General features: G+C 71.2%; 21 protein-coding genes. 13 read left to right on the top strand and 8 right to left on the bottom strand.

The window, feature by feature from the left end; all coding sequences use genetic code 11:
• Positions 1–29 precede the first annotated feature (29 nt).
• From OHS58_RS27925 to OHS58_RS27915, 3 genes are read left to right on the top strand one after another with little or no spacing between them, the layout of a single operon-like run.
• The gene (locus OHS58_RS27925; RefSeq protein WP_328644536.1) at positions 30–1,322 is read left to right on the top strand and encodes an ABC transporter substrate-binding protein; all 1,293 of its coding nucleotides are present in this window, start codon (positions 30–32) and stop codon (positions 1,320–1,322) included.
• A complete protein-coding gene (locus tag OHS58_RS27920; protein ID WP_326958463.1) occupies positions 1,319–2,203 on the top strand; it encodes a carbohydrate ABC transporter permease in 885 nt (294 codons plus the stop codon). The genes OHS58_RS27925 and OHS58_RS27920 overlap by 4 nt, the downstream gene beginning before the upstream one ends.
• Complete coding sequence (locus tag OHS58_RS27915) at positions 2,193–3,020, top strand: carbohydrate ABC transporter permease (protein WP_326958465.1); 828 nt, start codon at positions 2,193–2,195, stop codon at positions 3,018–3,020. Before OHS58_RS27920 ends, OHS58_RS27915 begins: the two co-directional genes overlap by 11 nt.
• On the opposite strand, the gene OHS58_RS27910 is transcribed toward OHS58_RS27915, so the two are convergent.
• Together OHS58_RS27910 and OHS58_RS27905 are read right to left on the bottom strand one after the other, a co-directional pair.
• Positions 3,010–4,776: a sensor histidine kinase gene (locus OHS58_RS27910; protein WP_326958467.1), complete on the bottom strand. Its 1,767-nt coding sequence runs from the start codon at positions 4,774–4,776 to the stop codon at positions 3,010–3,012. The genes OHS58_RS27915 and OHS58_RS27910 overlap by 11 nt on opposite strands.
• A complete protein-coding gene (locus tag OHS58_RS27905; protein ID WP_326958469.1) occupies positions 4,766–5,461 on the bottom strand; it encodes a response regulator transcription factor in 696 nt (231 codons plus the stop codon). The genes OHS58_RS27910 and OHS58_RS27905 overlap by 11 nt, the downstream gene beginning before the upstream one ends.
• Before the next feature lie 167 nt (positions 5,462–5,628).
• On the opposite strand from OHS58_RS27905, the gene OHS58_RS27900 reads away from it, so the two are divergent.
• The gene (locus tag OHS58_RS27900) at positions 5,629–8,781 is read left to right on the top strand and encodes a GH92 family glycosyl hydrolase (RefSeq protein ID WP_328644535.1); all 3,153 of its coding nucleotides are present in this window, start codon (positions 5,629–5,631) and stop codon (positions 8,779–8,781) included.
• A 43-nt stretch (positions 8,782–8,824) separates the two neighbouring features.
• Here the strand turns inward: OHS58_RS27900 and OHS58_RS27895 are convergent, their stop codons facing one another.
• Together OHS58_RS27895 and OHS58_RS27890 are read right to left on the bottom strand one after the other, a co-directional pair.
• Entirely contained in the window at positions 8,825–10,558 is a 1,734-nt protein-coding gene (locus OHS58_RS27895) for an AMP-binding protein (protein ID WP_328644534.1), read from the bottom strand.
• The gene (locus OHS58_RS27890) at positions 10,555–11,415 is read right to left on the bottom strand and encodes an esterase/lipase family protein (protein WP_326943971.1); all 861 of its coding nucleotides are present in this window, start codon (positions 11,413–11,415) and stop codon (positions 10,555–10,557) included. Before OHS58_RS27890 ends, OHS58_RS27895 begins: the two co-directional genes overlap by 4 nt.
• A gap of 116 nt (positions 11,416–11,531) precedes the next feature.
• Here OHS58_RS27890 and OHS58_RS27885 point away from each other — a divergent pair, with 116 nt between their 5' ends.
• From OHS58_RS27885 to OHS58_RS27875, 3 genes are all read left to right on the top strand, one after another.
• A complete protein-coding gene (locus tag OHS58_RS27885; protein WP_328644533.1) occupies positions 11,532–12,644 on the top strand; it encodes a PucR family transcriptional regulator in 1,113 nt (370 codons plus the stop codon).
• Between the two features lie 101 nt (positions 12,645–12,745).
• Complete coding sequence (locus OHS58_RS27880; RefSeq protein ID WP_328644532.1) at positions 12,746–13,228, top strand: hypothetical protein; 483 nt, start codon at positions 12,746–12,748, stop codon at positions 13,226–13,228.
• Positions 13,229–13,254: 26 nt separating this feature from the next.
• Positions 13,255–13,677, top strand: a complete 423-nt coding sequence (locus tag OHS58_RS27875) for a hypothetical protein (RefSeq protein ID WP_326943968.1) — start codon at positions 13,255–13,257, stop codon at positions 13,675–13,677.
• On the opposite strand, the gene OHS58_RS27870 is transcribed toward OHS58_RS27875, so the two are convergent.
• Together OHS58_RS27870 and OHS58_RS27865 are read right to left on the bottom strand one after the other, a co-directional pair.
• On the bottom strand, positions 13,678–15,282 hold the full coding sequence (locus OHS58_RS27870; protein ID WP_328644531.1) for a DUF885 domain-containing protein: 1,605 nt from the start codon (positions 15,280–15,282) through the stop codon (positions 13,678–13,680).
• Between the two features lie 64 nt (positions 15,283–15,346).
• Positions 15,347–17,941, bottom strand: a complete 2,595-nt coding sequence (locus OHS58_RS27865; RefSeq protein ID WP_326951639.1) for a glycoside hydrolase family 3 protein — start codon at positions 17,939–17,941, stop codon at positions 15,347–15,349.
• 279 nt (positions 17,942–18,220) lie between these two features.
• Between OHS58_RS27865 and OHS58_RS27860 the strand changes: the two genes are divergently transcribed.
• Positions 18,221–18,631 carry a GNAT family N-acetyltransferase gene (locus OHS58_RS27860; protein WP_328644530.1) on the top strand — a complete coding sequence of 137 codons (411 nt, stop codon included), beginning with the start codon at positions 18,221–18,223 and terminating at the stop codon, positions 18,629–18,631.
• A gap of 186 nt (positions 18,632–18,817) precedes the next feature.
• Here the strand turns inward: OHS58_RS27860 and OHS58_RS27855 are convergent, their stop codons facing one another.
• Positions 18,818–19,351 carry an Lrp/AsnC family transcriptional regulator gene (locus tag OHS58_RS27855; RefSeq protein WP_326943965.1) on the bottom strand — a complete coding sequence of 178 codons (534 nt, stop codon included), beginning with the start codon at positions 19,349–19,351 and terminating at the stop codon, positions 18,818–18,820.
• Between the two features lie 77 nt (positions 19,352–19,428).
• Here OHS58_RS27855 and pdhA point away from each other — a divergent pair, with 77 nt between their 5' ends.
• Genes pdhA through OHS58_RS27830 form a run of 5 tightly spaced genes read left to right on the top strand, consistent with a single transcriptional unit; the run spans position 19,429 to position 24,314 of the window.
• Positions 19,429–20,505, top strand: a complete 1,077-nt coding sequence (gene pdhA / locus OHS58_RS27850) for a pyruvate dehydrogenase (acetyl-transferring) E1 component subunit alpha (RefSeq protein WP_328644529.1) — start codon at positions 19,429–19,431, stop codon at positions 20,503–20,505.
• Complete coding sequence (locus OHS58_RS27845; RefSeq protein WP_328644528.1) at positions 20,505–21,500, top strand: alpha-ketoacid dehydrogenase subunit beta; 996 nt, start codon at positions 20,505–20,507, stop codon at positions 21,498–21,500. The genes pdhA and OHS58_RS27845 overlap by 1 nt, the downstream gene beginning before the upstream one ends.
• Positions 21,493–22,695, top strand: a complete 1,203-nt coding sequence (locus OHS58_RS27840) for a dihydrolipoamide acetyltransferase family protein (RefSeq protein WP_328644527.1) — start codon at positions 21,493–21,495, stop codon at positions 22,693–22,695. The genes OHS58_RS27845 and OHS58_RS27840 overlap by 8 nt, the downstream gene beginning before the upstream one ends.
• Positions 22,696–22,749: 54 nt before the next feature.
• Positions 22,750–23,319 (top strand): hypothetical protein, encoded by a 570-nt coding sequence (locus OHS58_RS27835; RefSeq protein ID WP_328644526.1) that lies wholly within the window; start codon positions 22,750–22,752, stop codon positions 23,317–23,319.
• Positions 23,316–24,314, top strand: a complete 999-nt coding sequence (locus OHS58_RS27830; RefSeq protein ID WP_328644525.1) for a hypothetical protein — start codon at positions 23,316–23,318, stop codon at positions 24,312–24,314. The genes OHS58_RS27835 and OHS58_RS27830 overlap by 4 nt, the downstream gene beginning before the upstream one ends.
• Here the strand turns inward: OHS58_RS27830 and OHS58_RS27825 are convergent.
• Positions 24,311–24,529 carry a hypothetical protein gene (locus OHS58_RS27825; protein ID WP_326943959.1) on the bottom strand — a complete coding sequence of 73 codons (219 nt, stop codon included), beginning with the start codon at positions 24,527–24,529 and terminating at the stop codon, positions 24,311–24,313. The genes OHS58_RS27830 and OHS58_RS27825 overlap by 4 nt on opposite strands.
• Positions 24,530–24,546 lie beyond the last annotated feature (17 nt).

Here is a 24,546-nt window from a genome sequence, read left to right as displayed (position 1 = left end):
GCTGCTAATTCGAATAACCAGGAGGCATTGTGGCCTACCCGAGAACCCGGCTGCTCATCGCCGCGGCGTTGTCCGCCGTCGCACTGGCTTCGACCGCCTGCTCGGGCGGCGCCGGCGACGACACGAACGTCGCACTGCGCATGACGGTCTGGACGACGGACAAGAACCAGCTCGCCCTCTTCGACTCCATCGCCGCCGAGTACCGCAAGGCCCACCCCGAGGTCGCGTCGGTGAAGTTCGACGTCGTCCCGGGCGACACGAGCGCGTACTCGGCCGCGCTGACGACGCAGATGTCCGGCGGCAACCCGCCCGACCTCGCGTGGATCCTCGAGCGCGACGCCCCGGACTTCGTCCAGTCCGGCGCGCTCACCGACCTGAAGCCGACGCTGACCGCGACCGCGGGGTACAACGTCGGCGAGCTCGTCCCGTCCGCCACGAAACTGTGGACCAAGGACGACAGCCTCTTCGCCTACCCGTTCTCGACGTCGCCGTTCGGCATGTTCTACAACAAGAACCTGCTCACCCAGGCCGGGATCACCGAGACGCCGGACCAGCTGCTCGCGAGTGGCAAGTGGACCTGGGACGCCGCCAAGCAGATCGCCACCCAGGTCGCCGCGCGCGACACCGGCAAGGCCGGCCTGGTCGTGCGCGAGTTCGAGTACAAGCAGTGGGTGCTGCTCGCCTCGGTCTGGCGCGGCTTCGGCGCCGACGCCTGGGGCCCGGACGGCAAGACCTGCGGGTTCGCGACGCCGGAGATGACGTCCGCGATGACCTTCCTGCACCAGGCGATCTTCACCGACAAGGCGCTGCCCGGCCCGGGCACGACGGCGGACTTCTTCGCCGGCGAGTCGGGCCTGACCATCGCGCAGATCAGCCGGGCCGGGCTGCTGAAGGCCAAGCCGTTCGACTGGGGCATCGTCCCGCTGCCCGCCGGGCCGAAGGCGAACGCGCAGGTCATCGGCCAAGCCGGGATCGGCGTCCCGGTGAAGGGCAAGCACGCCAAGGCCGCGGCGGACTTCTTGGCGTTCTTCACCGACCCGGCCAACTCGGCGAAGCTCGGCCAGTACTTCCCGCCGGCGCGCGACAGCCTGATCAACGCGGCCACCCTCGCCAAGGCGAACCCGTTGTTCAGCCAGGAACAGCTGCAGAACGTCGTGGTGAACGGGATCAAGAACGGTGCGGTGCTGCCGTCGCACACCGGCAGCGCGCGGATCGCGTCACTCGTCCAGTCCGCGTTGGACCCGATGTGGAAGCCGGACGCGAACGTGTCCGCCGCGCTGGCCGGGGTGTGCCAAGCCATCGACCCGGTGCTGAGCCGGTGACTCTCACGTCGAAGAAGCGCGAAGAGCTCGCGGGGTGGATCTTCATCGCCCCGCAGGCTCTCGGCTTCCTCGCCTTTGTCGTGGCGCCGCTGGCCGCCGTGGTCTGGTACAGCTTCCAGGACGTCAACCTGCTGGCCGGGACGTCGTCGTTCGCCGGGGCGGACAACTACGCGAAGCTCTTCGACGACCCGACCGCGCCCAAGGTCGCCCGCGCGACGGCGATCTTCTGCGTCGGCCTGGTCGTGCTGAACCTCGCACTGGCGCTCTCGCTCGCGTTGCTGCTCAACCTGAAGCTGCGCGGCACCACGGTGTTCCGGACGATCTTCTTCTCGCCGGTGGTCATCACGCTCGTGGCGTGGACGATCGTGTGGAACTTCCTGCTGCAGGACAACGGCGGGATCAACTCGCTGCTGCAGACGATCGGGGTCGACGGGCCGAACTGGCTGCGTGGCAACGGCAGCGCGATGGTGTCGGTGATCGTGGTGCAGGTTTTGAAGAACGTCGGGCTCAACATGGTCCTGTTCCTGGCCGCACTGCAGGGGATCCCGGCGTCCATCATGGAGGCGTCCCAACTGGACGGTGCCGGGCCGTGGCGCCGGTTCCGCTCGGTGATCCTGCCGATGATCAGCCCGACCACGCTGCTCACCGCGATCATCACGGTCGCCGGCGCGCTGCAGGTGTTCGCGCAGATCCAGGTGCTGACCCTCGGCGGGCCCGCGGACAGCACCAACGTCCTCGTCTTCTACTTCTACCAGCAGGCCTTCGCCAACCACGACCTCGGCTACGGCGCCGCGCTCGCCGTCGTGCTGTTCCTGGTGATCCTGGTGCTGACGCTGCTGCAGTGGCGGATGCGGAGGCGGTGGGTGTTCCATGAGTCGTAGGGCGAAGATCACCTGCTACGTGGTGATGGTCGTGCTGGCGGTGCCGTTCGTCTTCCCCACCTGGTGGATGATCACGGCGTCGCTGCTGCCGGCCAACGAAGTGCTCGCGTACCCGCCGAAGCTCTTCCCGAAGCAGCCGCAGTGGGAGAACTACAAGGCCGCGTTCACCGACTTCCCGTTGGCGCAGCAGTACTTCAACAGCCTGTACATCGCGGTGCTGGTCACGCTGGGCACGATGTTCTTCTCCTCGCTGGCCGGCTACGCGTTCGCGCGCATCCGGTTCCGCGGTGAGAAGTTCTTCGGGCTGATCCTCGTCGGGCTGATGGTGCCGAGCGAGGTCACGATCATCCCGCTGTTCCGGCTGGTCGACGACCTCGGGCTGACGAACACGCACTGGCCGCTGATCATCGTGCCGATCTTCGGTGCGCCCAGCGTGCTCGCGACGTTCGTGATGCGGCAGTTCTTCATCACGATCCCGGGCGAGCTGGAGGAGGCGGGCCGGCTCGACGGCCTATCGCGCTTCGGGCTCTACCGGCGTGTCGCCATGCCGATCGCGAAGCCCGCGCTGGCGGCCGTCGCGATCTTCACGTTCCTCAACACGTGGAACTTCTTCCTGGAACCGCTGGTCTACCTGACCGACAAGGACATGTACACGCTGCCGGTGGCGCTGACGCAGTACGTCGACGTCTACGGCGGGCACCTCTGGAACGTCCAGCTCGCCGCCGCGACCACGACGGTCGTGCCGGTGCTGCTCGTGTTCATCGTCGCGCAGCGTCAGTTCGTCGAAGGCCTCGCCCAGAGCGGCCTCAAGGGTTAGCTTTCGGCAGCCGGACGGTGAACGTCGACCCGGCGTCCACTTCGGACTCGACGTCGATGGTGCCGTCGTGGGCCTGCACGAGGTGGCGCACGATGGCGAGGCCGAGCCCGCTGCCGCCGGTCTGGCGGCTGCGGGACTTCTCGGCCCGCCAGAACCGGTCGAACACGTGCGGCCGGTCCTCGGCGGCGATGCCGGTGCCGGTGTCCGCGACCGCGAGCACCACTTCGTCCACAGTGGACGAGACGTGGATCGTGACGCGGCCGCCGGGCGGGGTGTGCCGGATGGCGTTGGTCACCAGGTTGCCGGCGACCTGGCGCAGGCGCACCGGGTCGGCCGTCAGCCGGGCTTCGCCGGCGGCCTCGACGCTCAGCGTGACGCCGGCCGCGGCGGCCCGGTCGGCGTGCGCGGCCGCGACCTGAGCGGCCAGCTCGGCCGCGTCCACGGCCTCCGGGAACAGCCGCAGGTGCCCGGCGTCGGCCGCGGCCAGGTCCTGCAGGTCCTCGACGATGTGCTGCAGCAGCACGGTTTCCTCGAGCAGCGACGCGGACAGCGCGTGGTCGAACGGCAGGTGCCCGTCTTCGGCGGCCTCCAGCCGGCCGCGGATGACGTTCAGCGGGTTGCGCAGCTCGTGCGCGATGTCGCTGACCATCGCCTTGCGCTGCTCCTCGATGCGCTCGCGGCGTGCGGTGAGGTCGTTGAACGCGGTCGCGAGGTAGCCCACCTCGTCGCGGGACTTCACCGGCGCCGGCCGGTCCTGCTCCGCCGCCTCGGTCAGCGCCCGCAGCGGCCGGGACAGCCGCGTCGAGACCAGCACGGTGACCGCCACGGCCAGCGCCAGCACCCCGCCGGTCACCGCGAGGATCCGCGTCAGGTTCTCCCGCGACAGCGTGAACGTCGGCAGCGGCGAGTCGCCGGGCCCGAGCGTGAACAGCAGCGCGGGCGGCGCGACGTACGGGGCGAGCTGCGCCCGCCGGGCCGTGTCGACGCAGGTCTGGGTGGGGCCCTGGTCGGGGGCGCCGAGCGCCTCGAAGTCGAGGCTGAGCTTCACCTGTTCCCCGCCTTGGTGGGCGAGGCAGGCGTTCACGGCGTCGTCGAGACTGCCGAGCGCGGCCTGCTCGGTCGGCGTGGGCGCCGTGAGCTCGTAGATCCCGCACTTGGCCGCGAAGTAGCGGACGGTGACGGCGTCGGGTGAGCTGATCTGCGGCCGGCCGCTCGGCGACTGCCGCACGTCGCTGCGCAGGCCCATGTCGCCCAGGCAGGCGACGACCTTCTCGGCCATGGCGGCGACGTCGTCCCGTTCGCGGGGCGGCAGCCGGAACGGCCCGACCGCGCGCGGGTCGATGCCGCTGGTCCCGGCGCCCGGCAGCAGCACCGGGTCGACGTGCAGCGGGTCCACCGACGCGCTCGCCTTCACCGGCAGCGTGACCGGCGCGCCGCCGGAGTCGGCGAGCACCCGCCGGTCGATCGTGGTCACGACGATCCGGCGGCCGGTCTCCCCGGCCAGCGCCCGCAGTTTCGGGGCGGCCTGGTCCCAGGTGTGGTTCGCCGCGGCGAAACCGAGCAGCTCGGTGTAGATCGTCGCGTCGTCGGAGAGGGCCTGGCCCTGCTCCTGCTGGATCGCGCGGGTGGTGGTCTGCACGGCGAGCCACGCCGTCGCGGCGATCGAGCCGAGCGCGATGAGCAGCGAGACGGCCGACAGCCGCAGGACCAGGCTGCGGCGCCGCGGGAAGCGGCGCCGGCGACCTTCAGTCGCCATTCTCGGCGGCCAGCTTGTAACCGACGCCGAACACCGTCAGCAGGTACTGCGGCTTCGCCGGGTCCGGCTCGAGCTTCTTGCGCAGGTTGAGCACGTGGACGTCGATGATCCGGGTGCTGACGAACCGGTCGTCGCCGCGGGTCAGCTCCAGCAGCTGCCGCCGGGTGAACACCCGGCCCGGCTGCTTGATCAGCGTCTCCAGCAGCAGGAACTCACCCGGCGTCGTCTCCACCGGCCGGCCGGCGACCGACACCTCGTGCCGCACCGGGTCGAGCCGCAGCCCGCCCGCGCGCAACGTCGTGTCGGGCGGTTCGCGCCGGGCGGCGGTCCGCCGCAGCAGCGTGCGGACGCGCGCCATCAGCTCGCGCGGGCTGTACGGCTTGGTCAGGTAATCGTCGGCGCCGAGGTCCAGGCCGAGCAGCAGGTCGTCCTCGGTGGCCCGGGCGGTGAGCATCAGCACGGCGACGTCGGACTCGCCGCGCAGGATCCGGCAGACGTCCAGGCCGTCGACCTTGGGCATCATCACGTCGAGGACGAGCAGGTCGGGACGGTCGCGGCGGGCCTCGTCGAGAGCGGCCCGGCCGTCCGGGGCCAGCACGACGGTGTGGCCTTCGCTCTCGAGGTAGAGCCGGAGGACTTCGGCCTGCTTCTCGTCGTCCTCGGCGACCAGTACACGTGCGCACACGGCGTAGACAGTAGGCGTCCTGACACGGTGAGGACCCGATCCTGACCGGATCTTCATACCTCGGGGGAACGGGTCAAGTCTTTGTCAAAGTGTTGACCGCGCCCCCGGCGGCACGCAAAGGTCGGATGTCCAGGGCAGTTTTGTCTGAGCGGCCGCGGGAGGCATCGGTGCGAGTCAGATTCATGGCGGCGATCGTCGCGACGGCGGTGATCGGGATTCCGGCTGTCGCTTCGGCGACGCCGACAACGATGTCACCAGGAACTCCGCTGGTCAGCGACCCGTCGGTGTACGTCGACCCGCTGATCGGGACGGGTAGCGGCGGCAGTTCGGTGGGGGAGATCAACAACTTCCCCGGCCCGGCGACGCCGTTCGGGATGATGCAGTTCTCGCCGGACACCCAAGGCGCGTACGCCGGCTACCAGTACCACAGTGATCAGATCCGAGGTTTCAGCCTCGACCACGCCTCGGTCGGCTGCAACGCGTTCGGCGACGTGCCGATCCTGCCGATCACCGGCGACGTCGGCAGCGCGCCCTGGGACCGCACGGAGCACTTCACCCACGACGACGAGAAGGCCGAGCCGGGCTACTACGCCGTGACGCTCGCCGACTCGAAGGTCCGGGCCGAGCTGACCGCGACCACGCGCACCGGGCTCGCCGCGTTCACCTTCCCGGCCGGCGCGAACGCGCAGGTGCTCGTCAAGGGCGGCGCCAGCCTCGCCGGGAACTCGCACGCCGACCTGAAGATCACCGGCGACCGCGAGGTCAGCGGCTCGGCCACCACCGGCAACTTCTGCGGCAAGCCGAACAAGTACACGGTCTACTACGACATCACCTTCGACCAGCCGTTCACCGCGCACGGCACCTGGGACGGCTCGAGCGTCAAGCCGGACACCGACAGCGTCGACTCGCCGAAGGCGGGCGCGTACCTGACCTTCGGTGCCCAGAGTCTGGTGCACGCCAAGGTGTCGATGTCCTACGTGGGCGTCGACGGCGCGAAGGCCAACGCGGCCGCGGAAGTCCCGGGCTTCGACTTCGCCGCCGTCCGCAAGGCCACGAGGGACAAGTGGACGCAGGCGCTGGGCAAGATCCGGGTGGCGGGTCGCGATGCGGCTCAGCTCAAGACGTTCTACACCTTCCTGTACCACTCGCTGATGCACCCGAACACGTTCGACGACGCCGACGGGCGCTACATCGGCTTCGACGACCAGATCCGGACGTTGCCGAAGGGGCGGCACCAGTACGCGAACTTCTCCGACTGGGACACCTACCGCTCGCTCGCGCCGCTGCAGGCGATGCTGTTCCCGAAGGAAGCCAGCGACATGGCGCAGTCGCTGACCAACGACGCCGTGCAGGGCGGCTGGTGGCCGCGCTGGCCGATGGCGAACGACTACACCGGCCAGATGACCGGCGACAGCTCGGTCGCGCTGATCTCCAACCTCTACGCGTTCGGCGCGCGGGACTTCGACGTCAAGACGGCGCTGAAGTACCTGGTCAAGGGCGCGACGTCGGTCGACGACACGCCTGGCGCGTACCAGGAACGCAAGGGCATCGCGGACTACGTCGCCCGCGGGTACATGCCGAACAACGACGCCTCGCGCGGCGACCACGCCCGCGTCGGCGCGTCGATCACCCTGGAGTGGGCGATCGACGACTTCGCCATCGCGCAGTTCGCGCAGGGCATCGGCGACCGGGACGTCGCGCGCGAGTTCACCCAGCGCGGCCAGAACTGGCAGAACATCTTCAACCCGCTCACCGGCTACCTGCAGCCGCGCGGTCAGGACGGCCGGTTCCCGGACGGCCCGGCCTACGTCCCGCCGCCGCCCGGCAAGTTCGGCCAGGACGGCTTCGACGAGGGCAACGCCGCGCAGTACACCTGGCTGGTGCCGCAGGACCCGGCCGGCCTGGTGACGGCGATGGGCGGGCCGGCCGCGGTATCAACGCGGCTGGACACATTCTTCCAGAAGCTGAACGTCGGCCCGAACGAGCCGAACATGTGGGCCGGCAACGAACCCGACTTCGGCGTGCCGTGGCTGTACAACCACGTCGGGCAGCCGTGGAAGACGCAGCAGGTGGTCCGCGAGATCGCCACGACGCTGTTCAGCGCGACGCCGGACGGCGAGCCGGGCAACGACGACCTCGGCGCGCAGTCGTCGTGGTACGTCTGGGCCGCGCTCGGCATCTACCCGGCCACGCCGGGCACGCCGGACCTGGTCGTGCACAGCCCGCTGTTCGAGCGCGCGGTGCTGTCCCTCCCGAATGGACGGACGATCGACATCCGCGCCCCGAAGGCGTCTTCGGGCACCCCGTACGTCCACGACCTGTCGTTGAACGGCCGCGACTGGGACCGCACGTACCTGCCCGCGAACACCGTGCGCGACGGCGCCCGGCTGGACTTCTCCCTGCAGTCCACTCCGGACAAGCGGTGGGCGGCGAACTCGGCGCCACCGTCCTACCAGGACAACGAGAAGCCGTTCCTGGCGTCGGCGACCAACCAGGTCGTCGTCGAACCGGGCAGCACGGGCGAGGCCACGGTCAGCGCGCAACGGCTCGGCGGGCACGACCGCACGCTGGACGTCACGACGAAGGCGCCGGCCGGCCTGAAGGTCACGGGGCCGCGGCAGGTCCGGCTCGACGACCGGACCGGCGGCGGCACCGCGAAGCTGACGGTTTCGGTGGCCGCCGGGACACCCGAGGGCTACTACCAGGTCCCGGTGACCGTCCGGGGCGGCTCGACGTCGGTGCCCGGCTCGGTGATCGTGCTGGTCGCGCCGAAGGGCGGGCTCACGGCGGCGTATTCGAACGTCGGCATCTCGGACGACGGCGACGTCGGCTCGGCGGACATCGACGGCGCCGGGAACAGCCTTTCCCGGGAGGCGCTGGCCGCGGCGGGCCTGGTCGGCGGCAAGACGTCGCAGGCCGTGGGCACGTCGTTCGTGTGGCCGGCCGCACCGGCCGGACGTCCGGACAACGTCGTCCCGGCCGGGCAGACGGTCCGGCTGTCGGGGACGCGGCTGTCGTTCATCGGCACGGCGTCGAACGGCGACCACCAGGCCAAGGCCACGGTCACCTTCACCGACGGCACCACCGGGCAGGCCGACCTGTCCTTCGGTGACTGGGTGTTCCCGGGCGGCGGCACCGATCCGGTGTTCGGCAACACGCTCGTCGCGCGTGCCGACCACCGCAACCAGCCGGGCGGCCCGGGCGGCGGCGCGTCGGTCTACGCGACGGCGCCGTTCGACGCCCCGGCGGGCAAGCAGATCGCCTCGGTCACGCTGCCGACCGACCCGAACCTGCACGTTTTCGCCATCGGCCTCGGCTAAGGACGTCGTGAGTGTTTAGGGCGGTTAGAACCGCCCTAAACACTCACGACCCCCAGCGCCAGCGGAAGGCGTAGGCGTCCAGGGCCGTGGCGAGCGGCGCCGAGGGTGGCGCGGCGATGACCACCACGGGCTCGTCGCGGTCCAGCTCGACTGTCACCTTGGAGTCGAGGTCCAGGGCGGCGATCTCGGCCTCGGCCACCCGGCGCAGGGTGTCTTGGCGCAGCGCCGGTTTGTACTGCTTGCCCACTGCCGTCAGCGGGATCTCCGGGACGACGTGGACAGCCTTCGGGACGGCCGCGCGCTCGGGGACCCGCGTGGCCGCCCACTCCAGCAACTCGGCGGAGGGTGTCGGGGCGTGCAGGGTTACGTAGACCACCGGGACCTCGCCCGAGTGCCGGTCGGGGCGTCCGATGGCGGCCGCGGCCGACACCGCCGGGTGCGTCAGCAGCGCCTCCTCGATCGTCGCGGGGTCGATGTTGTGGCCGCCGCGGATGATCAGGTCCTTCGCGCGGCCGGCCAGCCGGATGAACCCCTCGGCGTCGACGCTGCCCAGGTCACCCGTGTCGAGCCAGCCGTCGACGACCTTGCCCGCCGGGTCCGGCTCGCCGTCGCGCAGGTAGCCGGGGAAGACGTTCGGGCCGCGGATCACGAGCACGCCCGTCTCGCCGGGGAGCAGGTCGGTCCAGCCGTCGCCGTCGATCCGGACGGCCTTGACCTCCTGGTACGGCATCCGCTGCCCGACCGTGCCGGGCCGCACGACGCCCAAGAAACCGCGGGCGGACGCGCAGGTGCCCTCGGTCAGGCCGTAGCCCTCGACCAACTCGACGCCGGTGCGCTCGCGCCACTGCCGTCGTACCGCCGCGGGCAAGGGCGCCGCGCCGACGATCGGGAACGTGAGACTGGAGATGTCCGCGTCGACCGGCAGGTGCGCGAGCACGGCGTAGACCGTCGGCACCGCGGACATCGCGCCGATCCGGTAGCGCTCGACGATCCGCCAGAACACCGGGTAGAGCGCCGGGTCGCGGTAACCGAGCGGGCCCGCCCAGACGACGTGCTGGCCCTTGAACAGCGGCGCCAGCCCGGTCACGAGCAGCGCGTTGACGTGGAACAGGGGGAGCGCGGCGAGCAGCACGAGGTCGTCGTCGCCGGTGGACGCGGCGAGCGTCCAGGCCATGGCGACCTCGCCGGCCTGGGTGTGCACGGCGATCTTCGGGGTGCCGGTGGAGCCGCCGGTGTGGAAGTAGCCCGCGAAGTCCGTACCCCGAGGCGGCTCGGCGTGCAGCCGGACCGGATCGGCGGCGTCGGCGCGTGCCGCCAGCTCCGCGAGCGAGAGGACCGGGCGGCCGATGTCCAGGTCCGGGTCGGCCGCGATGACCAGACGCGCGCCGGACGTCTCGAGCAGCTCCCGCACCTGGTGCGGTGCGAGGCCGGGGTTGACCGGCGCGGCGATGCCGACGGCCTGGGCCGCCAGCGTCGCCGCGAAGACGTCGCCGCTGTTGGGCGCGAGCAGCGCGACCGCGTCCCGCCGGGTGACGCCCAGGTCGGCGAGCACGTTCGCGATCCGGTGGACGCGGGCGAGCAGGTCGCCGTACGTCCAGGTCTCCGCGTGCTCCCACGCCTCACCCGAAGGCAGGAGCGTCAGCGCGGGGCGATCGGCGAACCGGCTCCCGGCCCGCCGGAGCAGCTCGTACGTGCTCTCCGGCAGGCCGCGGTCCGCCAGCGGGACGGCCTCGATCGCCGCGAGGTCCTCGGGGCCGTCGTAGCGGGGCCAGGTCATCCGGGCGAGCCCACCGCGCAGATCCGGATCGGCGCGGCGTGCGCCGGGTCGAGCGCGTTGCGGACCAGGTGCCAGACGTTGAGGTCGTAGGCCTCGCCGATGTGCCCGACCGGGTCGAACGGGCAGGAGTCCTGGACGTAGCGGTTGTGCACGCCGGGCTCGCGGATGAACGACGTCTCGGTCGGGGTGACCAGCTCGTCGTAGCGCGAGGTGATGATCGTGTAGTCGATGCCGGGCTGGGCGACCGGCCCGGTGTTGAGCGCGACGATCGCGGCGCCGCCGTCCAGCTCGTCGGCGAAGATCGGCAGGCCGATCGTCTTGACGACGTTGTCCCACGTGCTCTTGCCGAGCAGCGTGTAGGCCAGCGTCAGCAGCCCGGACGCGTTGGCGCCGTGGGTCGGCGGCGCGATCGCGACGACCTTGCCGATCTCGCTCTGGATGCCCTGCATCTTGGCCAGGTAGATCGACTGGAGGCCGCCTTCGGAGTGCCCGACGACGTCGACCTTGGCCGCGCCGGTGGCCGCGCGGACCTTCTCGACGTAGTTCTTGATCTCTGCCGACGACTCCGCGACCGGCTTGAGGCCGCCCACGAACGGGAACTGCGGGTAGGCGCCGTAGGTCAGCGAGAACGTGCAGTAGCCGCGGGCGGCCAGGTCGGCCTGCAGGAAGTTGAGGTCCTCGTAGTAGGTGGCGAAGGTGCCGTGGAGCAGCACGACCGGGTTCGGGTGCGCGGCGCTCGGGCGGCAGCCGAAGTCGTTGTTGCCGCCGCTCGCGGCCTGGGCCGGTGCCGCCAAGCCCAGTGCGAGCAGGCTCGCGATCCCGAGCCCGGCCAGCCATCGTTTTGTTCCCCGCGCCATTGCGAAGTCCCTTCAGTCTGGTTGCTCTGCACAGAATGCGGCACAAGATCAGGGCTGTCTGCTGGCAGAACGCGCAGAAAGTTGCCGTGGCCGTTTGTGCATGGTGACAATGTGGCATGGATTCCGTGGCCGAGCTGTTCCCTCGATCGGGTGAGATCGCCAGCGCGATGATCACTCGCTGCGCGGCCGAGATCCCCGAATACCGCCTGCTGCCCGCGAGCGTGCTGGCGGGTGACCTGGTCGCCAACGCGACCGCGGTGTTCGAGCTGTTCCTGACCACCGTCGCCGAAGGCCGGCGCCCGACCGACGACGAGCTGGCCCTGCCGATCGCCTGGGGCGCGGAGCGGGCTCGCGACGGCCTGCCGCTCGAAGCCGTCCTGAAGATCTACCCGCTCGCTGCGAGCGTCGCGTGGGAACGGCTGACCGGCGACCGGGCGCTGCTCGGCGCGCGGATGCTCGATTTCCTCGGCGAGGTGATGCCGCGCGTCGCCGAGGCGTACCTGCGCGAGCGCGAAGACCTCGACTGGGAACAGCGCGAGGACCGGCAGAACCTCGCGTCGAGCCTGCTCGCCGGCCGTCCGGTGCGCCACCGCGAGCTGCCGCCGGGCTACGACGTCGTCGTGTTCCACCTGCCCGCGCTGCCCGCTTCGGCCGGTTCCCGGGCGGCGACGGACCTCTTCCGCGCGGTCCGGTCCGATGTGGACAGTGCGGTCCTGGTGACCTTCAAGGGTGACGGCGGGGTGCTGCTCGTGCCGGACGGCGTCGCGGTGGACGCCGTCGCCGCGCGGGTCGACCGGATCTGCGGCCGGCCCTGCACCGCCGCCGCGGCGCGGGCGGAGACCCACGCCGGCATCCCGGCCGCGCACGCCGAAGCCGTGGAAGTGCTGGCCCTGGCGGAAAACCTGCGCCGGCCCGCGCGGCTCTACCGGCTGGCCGACCTCGCCATCGAGTACCAGCTCGCCCGCCCGGGCCCGGCGCGCGACGCCCTCGCGCGGGTGCTGGACCCGCTCGAAGACCACCCGCACCTGATCGACGCCCTGCGCGCGTTCGTCGTCTCGGGGTACAACCGAGGCGAAGCGGCGAGTGCGTTGAGCATCCACCGCAACACCCTCACCTACCGCCTCGGCCGGATCCAGCTGATCACCGGGTTCGACGCGACGCGGGCCGCCGACGCGCGGCACCTGGCCGCCGCGATGACGGCCTACGACATCACGCGGCAGAACGTCTGAATCCAACGGGATAACGCTTGGGTCGCGTTCTCCGGAAACTGTTGCAGAATTCCGCGGGCGGCCGATTCCTGGGGTGGCGAACACGGAAGAAGCTGATTTCCATGAAACCCACCGGAATTCTCGTCGGCGCCCTGCTCCTGGTCGGTGCCGCGGCCTGCGGCGTGCCCGTGGCGGGCGTGCCGGTCCCGGTCGCGGTGACCCCGCAGGCGGCGACGACCAGCGTCATTGCTGTGCCCGCACCGCAAACGGTCTACGTCCAGCAGCCGCCGGTCTACGTCGCGCCGGTGGACCCGTCGGCGGCCCAGACGGTGATCTCCTACTACGACGCGCTGAACCGCCGTGATTTCACCACGGCGTGGTCGCTCGGTGGCAGCCGCATCGCCGGGAGTGGCGGGTACACCAAGTACGTCAACGGTTTCTCGACGACGTCGTGGGACACGCTGACCGTCACCGACGTCCGCGGGAACACCGTGTACGTCGTGCTTTCCGCGATTCAGACCGACGGCAGCACCCGCGTATTTTCCGGTTCCTACACCGTTTCCGGCGGCGTTCTCACCGGCAGCCACATGACCCGGACGAAATGAGCAGGACCATGCGTATTCTCCGCGCCGTGACGGCGCTTTCCGCGGTGCTCGCCCTGGCCGCGTGCGGGCTTCCCGGGCGCACGCTCGCCGGCAGCCCGGCCCAGGCCCCGGCCGTGACGGCGACCGTCACGGCCCCCAGCACCCCGACCGTCACCGCGCCCGTGCCCCAGACGGTCGTCGTGCCGGCGCCGCAGACCGTCTACGTCCAGCCGAAGAGCCCGGGCGTCGCGGTGACGAGCCAGTGGTACGCCCAGCCGAGCTGGTACAACGCCCAGCCGTGGATCTCCATCACCAACTCGGGCAGCCAGACGCCGTGCCAGTGGCTGTATTCCCGCGGCTACACCTACGCCCAGGCCTACGCGGCGTGGGCGCAGAACGGCTACCCGGCGAGCTGGTCGGCCACCGGCGACGGCTACCCGTGCCAGAAGTCCTACGGCGCGCAGCACTGATCAGGCGGAGGCGACCCAGGCGCGGACGACGTCGTCCAGCACCTTCAGCGGCACCGGCCCGCTGCCGAGCACGACCCCGTGGAACTCCTTGATGTCGAAGGCGTCCCCGAGCGTCTCCTCGGCGAACCGGCGCAGGCGGACGATCTCCAGCCGGCCGGTCATGTAGGCCAGCGCCTGCCCGGGGCACTCGATGTACCGGTCGGTCTCGGACTGCACCTCGACCTCGCTGAGCACCGTGTGCGTGCGGAGGAAGTCAACGCACTGCTCGCGTGTCCAGCGCAGCGCGTGCAGGCCGGTGTCGACCACCAGCCGCGCGGCGCGGACGGAGTCCTCGGCCACCATGCCGAGGCGCATGACGTCGCCGGAGAACAAGCCCATCTCGTCGGCCAGCCGCTCGGTGTAGAGCCCCCAGCCCTCGCTGTAGGCGGTCACCGGCGCGATCCGGCGCAGCTGCGGGAGCCCGGTCAGCTCCTGCGCCAGCGAGACCTCGAAGTGGTGCCCCGGCACGGCTTCGTGAAACGCGACGGTCTCGGCGATGAACCGGTCCCGCGTGCGCACCTCGTGGGTGTTGGTGAAGTAGGCGCCGGGCCGCGAGCCGTCGGGCGCGCCCGGCAGGTAGTACGCGGGGGCGGCGACGGGCGCGTCCGCGTCCGGGACGGCGCGCACGACGCACTCGGCGGCCGGCATCCGCGGGAACCAGCCCGGCGCCGCGGCGGTCGCGCGGGCGACGGCGGCGCGGGCGGTGTCGAGCATCTCCTCGGCGTCGCGCCAGCGGAGGCTCTCGTCGGTCCGCAGCCGGCGGCGCACCTCGGCCGGCTCGGTCAGCCCGAAGACGCGCTCGCCGAGCTCGGCGTACTCGGCATCGAGCCCCGCCAGGACGTCCAGGCCGAGCTGGTGCAGCTCCGCGGGCGTGTGGTCGGTGGTCGTGTGCATCCGGGCCAGGGCCGCGTACGTCGCTTCGCCGTCTTCGAGCCAGCAGAGCCCGGGCCGCTCGTCGGGCCGGCCGTGCCCGGCGATCTCGGTCGTGAGCACCGCGCGGTAGCGCGTCAGCGCGGGCCGCACGACGTCGGCGACCAGCTGCTCGTGGCCCGGGAACGGCGTCTCCTGCGCGAGGAAGCGGTCGAGGAACGCGACGGCGTTGCCGACCATCCGCTCGACCGGCGTCCGGCCGGCCTCCAGGCCGTCGCGGTGCCGCTGGGCAAGGGCCTCGTAGAGCGCGGGCAGGGCGGCCAGCCGGGCCCGGAAGCCGGTCGCGTCCTGCTCGCCGGACGGCGCGAGCTGGGGCAGGAAGGCGAGGTGGCTGATCCCGACGGCGAACATCGGAGCGGCCAGGGTGAACTCCACGACCCGCGCGTCGAGCTGGGTGAGAATGGCCTCGGCCTGCTGGACGACGACGCCCAGCGTGACGCGATCGTCGTCTTCTGAGGCTCGCGCCCGGGCCAGGACGTCCGCGGCCCGTGCTCGCAGCCGTGCGTGGGCGGCTTCGCCGGGATCGGTCAGCTCGGCGTCGTGGCCTTCGATGCCGACGAAGGTCGCTTCGAGCGGCATGTAGGTGCCCAGGACGTCGAGGAGTTCGTCGGCGAGCGCGATCGCGTCGGTGGTCATCACTTCATCGTGGCGGAAAACGGGCCGGGCCGGGAGCGGATTCCGCTCCCGGCCCGGCCGGTGCTCAGGTCAAGCTCGAACAAGGTCTCGCATCGGGATCCTTTGCCCCGTTGGGGACCCACCGCACGTTCGCGAACGACGCCTGGAACGCGGCGTCGGTGTAGACCAGGAACGGGGTGTTGATGTGCTCGAAGTCGAGCCCGTTGTTGAAGCAGGACAACGGGATCTTGACCGTCGTCTTCGCGCCGCCCGCCAGGTCGGTGAACAGCTTCGTCGCGTTCACCTCGGAGAAGCACGGGTAGACGCAGTGCATGCTGATCACCGTCCGGTTGACCGGTGCCTGCTGCACGACGGTGTCGAACTCCAGCGCCCCGTCCGCGTTCAGGTAGCTGCGCAGGTCGTCCGTGCCCGCCGGGTTCTGGAGGTAGAGCTGGGCGGCACCCGTGCCGGTCCAGGTCGTCTTCAGGCCGTCGCCCTGCACGTTGACGTCCGTCGGGACGGTGTTGATCTCGCTGTGCGCGGCGGTGCCGTCCGGGCCGATCTCGGTGCCGCCCCAGTTCTCCGCCGAGCCGATGAAGCTCTTGTACGGGGCGACGTCGGTCCGGTCGAAGATCGACAGGTCCTCGGTCGCCGTCCCGCCGCCGCCGGTGGACCCGCAGGTCGCCGGGCCGGGGGTCTCGTCCAGCTGGCCGATGGTGACGCGCTGGCCGGTCTTCAGGCCGTAACCCAGCTTGAACAGCGGGTCGTAGTCCGGGGACCACGGGTTGAGCGGCGACTGGCACGCGCTCTTCGGCCACGAGTAGGACAGCGTGCCCTGGTAGCCGGTGCCGTCCTTGCCCTTGACGAGCATGTCGGCGACGCCGCCGCCCTCGGTGCCGGGCAGCCAGGCCGCGACGAACGCGTCCGAGCGGTTGATCTCGTGGTTCATGTAGAGCGGACGGCCGCCGACGTAGACGGTGACGACCGGGGTGCCTTTGCCGCTGACCTTGTCCAGCACGGCCGCGTCCTCGGGGTAGAGCTTCGAGGCCTCGAGGGTCTTGCGGGTCAGGTCGCCGACGCCCTCGGCGTACGGCGTCTCACCGATCACGGCGATGACGGCGTCGTAGCCCTTCGGGTCCACCGTGCCGGTGGCGTCGAAGGTGACGTTGGCGTCGCCGAGGTCCTGCTTGATGCCGGTGAGGATCGAGGTGGCGTTGGGGAAGTCGGCGTTGGTGTTGCCGGTGCCCTGCCAGCTCAGCGTCCAGCCGCCGGTCTGGTTCGAGATGTTGTCGGCGCTCTTGCCGACCACCAGGACCTTGGACTTCGGCTTGAGGGGCAGCACGTTGCCGTTGTTCTTCAGCAGCGTCTGCGACTCGCGGGCCGCGTCGCGGGCCAGCCAGTTGTCCTTCAGCGCCTCGTCCGAGTTGGCGTAGGAGCGGTCGGACGGCTTCTGCGACTCGAAGATGCCGTCGCGGATCTTGACGCGCAGGATGCGGGTCACGGCGTCGTCGATGCGCGACATCGGGATCTGGCCGCTCTGCACCTGGGCGACGGTGTTGGTGATGAACGCCTTCCAGTCCGCGGGCACCATCACGACGTCGATGCCGGCGTTGATGGCCTGCGGGCAGGAGGAGTTCGTGCAGCCGGGGACCTGGCCGATGGCGTTCCAGTCGGACACGACCAGGCCGTCGAAGCCGATCTTGCCCTTCAGGATCTCGTTCATCGCCTTGCTGCTGCCGGTCAGCTTGCCCTCGTTGATGCCGAGGTCCGGGTTGGTCCAGCTGTTGAACGACACCATCACGGTCTGGGAGCCGGCGGCGAGCGCGCCGTAGTAGCCCTGGCCGTGGAGGTTGATCATGTCGGCCTCGGACGACGGGTTGACGCCCTGGTCCTGGCCCTTGGCCGTGCCGCCGTCACCGATGAAGTGCTTGGCGGTGGCGATCACGCCGTTGTAGCCGATGCGGCTGGTGGCGCCGTCCTGGAGGCCGTTGATGTCCTCGTAGCCGTAGGAGCGCGTGATCCGCGGGTCCTCGGAGAAGCCCTCGTAGGTGCGGCCCCAGCGGTCGTCCTGGACGACGGCCAGCGTCGGCGAGAACGCCCAGTCCTGGCCGGTCGAGCGGACCTGGCGGGCGGTCGCGCCGGCGACGTCGCGGACGAGGCACGGGTCGTGCGCCGCGCCGAGGCCGATGTTGTGCGGGAAGACGGTGGCGCCGTAGACGTTGTTGTTGCCGTGCACGGCGTCGATGCCCCAGATGACGGGGATCTTCGTGCGGCTGGTCTTGGAGGCGTTCCAGTAGGAGTCGGCGAGGTTCAGCCAGTCCTGCTGGGTGGCGTGCTTGTTGGCGCCGGGCCACGCGCCGCCGCCGTTGAGGACGGTGCCGATGGCGTACTGGCGGACCTCGTCGGGGGTGATCGAGGTGATCTCGGGCTGCGTCATCTGCCCGACCTTCTCCTCGAGGGTCATCCCCGAGAGGATCTGGGCGATGCGGGCCTCGTCGCCGGCCTTCCCCTTGAGCTGGCTGTCGACCTTGGGCCAGTCCGCGAGGGTCGGCAGGGTCTTCTCGATCTTGGCGCAGCCGTCCTTGTCGAGGGCGGGCTTGCCGATGACGGGCTGTGCCGGTGCGGCCTGGGCCTGCAGCGGTGCCGCCTGCGCGACCCCGCCGAGCAGGCTCAGGCTCATCAGCGTGACGAGCGAACTTCGACGCGCACGCGACCACGCGCGTGATCTTCCGGCCATGGTCTGGTCCATTCTGCGAGGGCGGCGGACCGGCCGATCCTCACCGGGCAAAGGGGACGGCGTCAATAGTTTCCGGCCGGTACGCTCTTCGTTAATTCTCGCCATAAAATAAGAGTCGTCCGGTGGGCGGCACCCCATTACCGCGCAGGTCGGGCCGGGTCAAGGGTGCGCGGGGGCAGCCGTTCTGCCCGCGGAGGCTCAGCTGTTTGCCAGGATGGCCGGATGGACATCCGCCGCATCACGACGTCCGCACCGGCGCTGGCCGCCGCCGACCTCTTCGACGACCCGCCGGTTTCGGCGGCCCTTGAGCGATTCCTCGCGTCGGAGGGTCACCACCTGCTGATCGCGTACGTCGACGACGTCCCGGCGGGCATGGTGACCGGCGTCGAGATGACGCACCCGGACAAGGGGACGGAGATGTTCCTGTACGAGCTGGGCGTCTCCCCGTCGTTCCAGGGTCGCAGCCTCGGCTCGGCCTTGGTGACGGAGCTGGCCGCACTGGCCCGTTCGCGGGGGTGTTACGACATGTGGGTGGTGACGGAGGAGGACAACGCCGCGGCCCAGGCGACGTACCGCCGCGCCGGTGGAGCGGGGACGGGCCGCCAGGTGGTCCTGGAGTGGGACTTCACGTAACCGACCCTCCAGGTACGCGAGCCGACTGTCCGGGTGCGCGAGCCGACCCTCCGGGTACGCGGAGTGCGCCCCGGATCGCGTGTCTGGATCCGGATCTCGTGTGACTGGAGGCGGATCTCGCGTGATTGGGCGCGTGACTCGCGTGATTGGGGAGACGACACGCGTGATTGGGGGGACGACACGGGGTCAGGCCAGGACTGAGCCGGGGAGTTCCTCGAAGATCAGCCACGTCCTTGTCGAGCGGACGCCGTCCAGGGCCTGGAGACGCTCCAGGACCACGTCGCGCAACGTCGTGTTGTCCGGGGTTCGGACCAGCAGCAGGATGTCGAAGTCGCCGCCTACCAGGGTGACGTGGTCGACGTACGGGATCTCGTGGAGGTCCGTGGCCATCGTGCGCCAGGACGTCTGCTCCACCGTCACCATGATGTACGCCGACGTGCCCAGGCCCGCGCGGCGCGGGTCGATGCGGGCGCCGAAGCCCGTGATGACGCCCTCCGCCATGAGGCGCTCCAGCCGCGCGTACGCGTTCGTGCGCGAGATGTGCAGGCGTTCCGCCAGCGCCCGGACCGCCAGGCGGCCGTCGGCCGACAGCTCCGCCAGCATCGCGCGGTCGATGTCGTCCAGCGGCGCGACCGTCCGTCCCGGGTGAGCGCCCTGCGCCGGATCCGGAAAAGACGTTTGGTCACCGTAGGCGCCCAGAAAAGACTGTTTGTCGCTCATTTCGCGCAACCCTTGTACACAACACCGCCGAGAACCACCATCTGAGCATCATATGTCTGCGAGAGGTGGTGTGCGTCATGGCGACGGAAACCCTGCTGCCGTCCGCGTCGCCGGTGCGGTTCGTCGCCGAGGACGGGACGCGCGTCGATCAGCACGGCCCCTACGGGGAGCCGGCCGAAGCGCGGCTCAAGGAGGCCTACCGGCTGATGGTCCTGGGCCGCCGGTTCGACGTCCAGGCGACCGCGCTCACCAAGCAGGGCCGCCTCGCCGTCTACCCCTCCAGCGCCGGCCAGGAGGCCTGCCAGGTCGCCGCCGCGCTCACCCTGAGCAAGCAGGACTGGCTCTTCCCGACCTACCGCGACTCCGTCGCCCTCATCGCGCGCGGCCTGAAGCCCGACGAAGTACTGACGCTGCTTCGCGGCGACGCGCACTGCGGCTACAACCCCGCCGAGACGCGCGTCGCGCCCCAGTGCACTCCGCTCGCGACGCAGACCCTGCACGCCACCGGCCTCGCGCACGCGATGCGGCGACGCGGTGAGGACGGCGTCGCGCTCGCGCTCATCGGCGACGGCGCCACCAGTGAAGGCGACTTCCACGAGGCGCTCAACTTCGCCGCCGTCTTCAAGGCGCCCGTGGTGTTCTTCGTGCAGAACAACCGCTACGCGATCTCCGTGCCGTTCGAGAAGCAGAGCGCCGCGCCCGCGCTGGCGTACAAGGGGATCGGCTACGGCATGCGCTCGGAGCAGGTCGACGGCAACGACGCCGTCGCGGTGCTGAGCGTCCTCGACGACGCCGTCCGGCACGCCCGCGAAGGCCGCGGCCCGGTCCTCGTCGAGGCCCACACCTACCGCATCGACGCCCACACCAACGCCGACGACGCCACCCGCTACCGCGACGCCGCCGAAGTCGCGAAGTGGCGCGAAGCCGACCCGGTCACCAGGCTCGAGACCTACCTCAAGGCGCGGAACGCCCTGCAGGACAACGAGATCGAGCAGATCCGCACGGACGCCGAGGACTTCGCCCAGACCGTCCGAGACACGCTCAACGCCGAGCCCGAGCTGGACCCGCTGTCGCTGTTCGACCACGTCTACGCCGAGCCGACCCGCCACCTCGAGATGCAGCGGGCTGCCCTCAAAGCCGAGCTGGAGGCCTGATGACGACCACGATGGCGCAGGCGCTCAACGCCGCCCTGCGGGACGCGCTCAAGGACGACGACAACGTGGTCGTGTTCGGCGAGGACGTCGGCGCGCTCGGCGGCGTCTTCCGGGTCACCGACGGCATCACCGCCGACTTCGGCGAGGAGCGCTGCTTCGACACCCCGCTCGCCGAGGCCGGCATCGTCGGCTTCGCCGTCGGGATGGCCATGGGCGGCTTCCGCCCGGTCGTCGAGATGCAGTTCGACGCCTTCGCCTACCCCGCGTTCGAGCAGATCACCTCGCACGTCGCGAAGCTGCGCAACCGCACCCGCGGCGCGCTCTCGCTGCCGATGGTCATCCGCATCCCCTACGCCGGCGGGATCGGCGGCGTCGAGCACCACTGCGACTCCAGCGAGGCCTACTACACGCACACGCCGGGCCTGCGCGTCGTCACGCCGGGCACCGCGCAGGACGCCTACGACCTGCTCCGCGACGCCATCGACTCGCCGGACCCGGTCGTCTTCCTCGAGCCGAAGTGCCGCTACTGGTCGAGCGAAGAGGTGAGCTTCACGCGCAGCGGTCCCGGCATGGACAAGGCCGTGGTCCGCCGGAGCGGTAAGGACGTCACGCTCATCGCGTACGGCCCGATGGTCGCCACCGCGCTGGAGACCGCCGAAGCCGCGAAGGACGAGGGCTGGGACGTCGAGGTCGTCGACCTGCGGTCGCTGAGCCCGTTCGACGACGAGACCGTGACGGCTTCGGTGCGCCGCACCGGCCGCGCCGTCGTGGTGCACGAAGCCGCGGGCTTCGGCGGTTACGGCGCCGAGGTCGTCGCTCGCGTCACGGAGCAGTGCTTCCACCAGCTGCACGCGCCGGTGCTGCGCGTGACCGGCCTCGACATCCCGTTCCCGGCGCCGAAGCTGGAGCGTCACCAGCTGCCGGACGTCGACCGGATCCTCGACACGATCGCCCGGCTGCAGTGGGCCGACACGCCGGTGGTGGCCGGTGCCTGACTTCCTGCTGCCGGACCTCGGCGAGGGGCTGACCGAGGCGGCGATCCTGAACTGGCACGTCAAGATCGGGGACACGGTCAAGATCGACCAGATCGTCGTCGAGGTCGAGACGGCGAAGGCGGCGGTCGAGGTGCCCGTGCCGTTCGCCGGCGTGGTGTCCGCGCTGCACGGCGAACCCGGCCAGCTGCTGCCGGTCGGCGCGCCGCTGCTGAGCGTCGGCGGCTTCGCCGAGCCCGGCGTCACAGTGTCGACCACGTCATCGGGCAGCGGCAACGTCCTCATCGGCTACGGCACCGCGCCGACGACCCGCCGCAAGCGCGCCCGACGTGTGGAAGCGCCCGTCGTGAAGGCCGTCGTGAAAGCCAAGGCGCCCGGCGTGATCTCGCCGTTCGTCCGGAAGATGGCCGCGGACAACGGGATCGACCTCGCGAAAGTCACCGCCACCGGGCCGGACGGGATCATCCGCCGCGCCGACGTCGAAGCGCTGCTGGCCGAGCCGAAGCAGACCGATGGCGAGCGCCGGATCCCGCTCACCGGCGTCCGCAAGGTCGTCGCCGACAAGCTCACGGCGTCGCGGCGCGAGATCCCCGAGGCCACGGTCTGGGTGGACGTCGACGCGACCGAGCTGGTCGCCGCGCGGGTGGCCCTGAACGCCAAGACGGACCGTCCCGTCAGCCTGCTCGGGCTGATCGCGCGGTTCGCCGTGGCGGGCCTGAAGAAGTACCCGGAGCTGAACTCGCGCGTCGAGGGCGACGAGATCGTGCTGCTGCGCGGCATCCACCTCGGGTTCGCCGCGCAGACCGGGCGCGGGCTCATGGTGCCGGTCGTGCGCGACGCCGGTGAGCTGTCGACGCGGGACCTGTCGGCGGCGATCGGCGACCGCGCCCGCACCGCGCGCGACGGCAAGCTCGCGCCGGCCGACCTGACCGGCGGCACGTTCACGGTCAACAACTACGGCGTTTTCGGCGTCGACGGCTCGGCGGCGATCATCAACCACCCCGAGGCCGCGATCCTCGGCATCGGCCGGATCATCGACCGGCCGTGGGTGGTCGGCGGCGAGCTGGCCGTGCGGAAGGTCTGCGAGCTGACGCTGGCGTTCGACCACCGCGTCTGCGACGGCGGCACGGCGGGCGGGTTCCTGCGGTTCGTCGCGGACTGCGTCGAGTCGCCGGTCACGGCCCTGGGCGACCTGTGAGACTCACCGGCCGCATTGGCCGGATGTGACGGTGGTGGCACTTAAAGTGTTCGCGTGACGACTCCAGCCCAGCACGACCGGGACCAGGCGGCGGCGCGCGTGGGCCGGCTCAAGCAGGACCTGGCGGGCCGGCTCGACACGGCGCCGGAGCCCGGTGCCGAGGACGCCGAGCCGATGGACCGGCTCGTGGCGGCGGCCGTCCGGCTGCTGGACGCCGAGGCGGACCACGACGAGGCCGTCCACCGGCTGGTGGCGGCGGAACTCGGCGCCCGCCACGCGGCGACGCAGCGCGCGGTCGTGTTCTTCGCGGCCGGCCCGGTGCTCGCCGGGCTGGTCTCGGCCGCGCTCGTGCTGTTCGGCGTGCTGTCGCCCGGGTGGCTGCCGTTGCTGGTCCCGCTGTTCGCGGCCGGGATGTGGGTCGGGTTCGCGCCCGTCCGGGAGGTGCCGGCGGTGCTGCGCGAGCGGACGCGGGCGGCCTGGGCGGGCACGCTGGCCGCGGTGTTCCTGGTGGTGGCGTTGCTGCCGTGGCCGTCGAGCACGGCGAACGTCGTGAGCACGATCCTGGCGGCGCTCGGGACGGCGGGCGCGATCGCGGGCCTGGTCCGGGAAAGCCGGATCCCGTGACGCGCGGCTACGCCACCTACGGCGACGACCCCGACTTCGAGGCGGAGTACGCCGACTACGCCGAGCCGGCCGACGACACGCGCCGCGACCTCGACGAGCTGTTCGCGGCCGTCGACGGGCTGCGCACCGCCGTCCGGGACGTCGACGCCCGCGACGCCGGGCTGCGCCAGGAGTTCGCGGACCTGGCCGACCGCGTCGGTCCCGGAGCGCCCCAGGAGCACCGGATCGACCAGCTCGGCCGGCAGCTCGAACGGCTGCAGCAGCAGGTGCAGGCGCTGGAGCGCGCGGTGCGCGTGTCCGACGGCGTGCCGCAGGCGAACCTCGACGACGTCGGCGCGGAGACGCGCGCGCTGGCGGCGCAGGCCGCGCGCTGGGACGACCTGCACAAGGAACTGGTGACGAAGGAGCAGCGCGCCCGCCACGAGCAGGAGATCGCGCGGCTGGGGGACGTGCGCGAAGCGGGTGCGCGCTGCGACGCCGACTTGCTGGACGTCATCCGCCGCCTCGCCACGACGGACCGCGGGTCCCGCGCTCGCGGGGACGCCGAGTCGTCGCTGCGCGCGTTGAGCACCCGGCGCCGCACGCTGCTGGACGAGGAGATCCCCGCGGCCTTCGACGCCGCGGAGCAGGCCCGGCTCGCGTTGCGGGAGGCCGACGCGGTCGACGCGCGCGTGGTCCCGCAGCTGGAACGGGCCGAACGCGCGTGGCAGGACCTGCAGGTCCGCCTGCGGACCCGGATCACCGACGCGCTCGGCTCCAACGCCCTGCTCCCGATGTGGTTCAGCCACGCTCTCGGCGTCGCCCCGCCGTCGGGAACTTCGGGTGACGCCTGGATCCGCACGGCGGCTTCGGTGCTCGCGTACCGGGTGACGTTCGGGATCAAGGACCCGGCCCTGCCGCTGGGCCCGCCGTCGACCGACGGCGCCGACACGACCGAGCGCCGCTGGACCTGGCGAGCCCGGCTGGAGTCCGATCTGGACGAACTGTCCCGCTAAGGCGGCGCGGTGTTCCGGCGGTGTCCGCGCGGGGCGTGGTGGGTGATGTAGTCGGACAGGACCGCGTCGCTCGCCCGCGGTTTCGCCCGGCGCAGCAGCATGCGCAGGCCGATCAGGAAGACCACCCGGTCGGCGATCCGCGCGACGCCGTAGATCAGCACGGGCAGGCCGGAACCACCGGCGATCGCGGCCACGGCGGCGGGGTCCAAACTCATCACCTCCGGACGGCGGG

Origin of the sequence: Amycolatopsis sp. NBC_00348, assembly GCF_036114655.1 — a bacterium.
Taxonomy (GTDB): domain Bacteria; phylum Actinomycetota; class Actinomycetes; order Mycobacteriales; family Pseudonocardiaceae; genus Amycolatopsis.
Note: the sequence above shows the minus strand (reverse complement) of the source record. Positions and strands in the feature narration are given on the sequence as shown.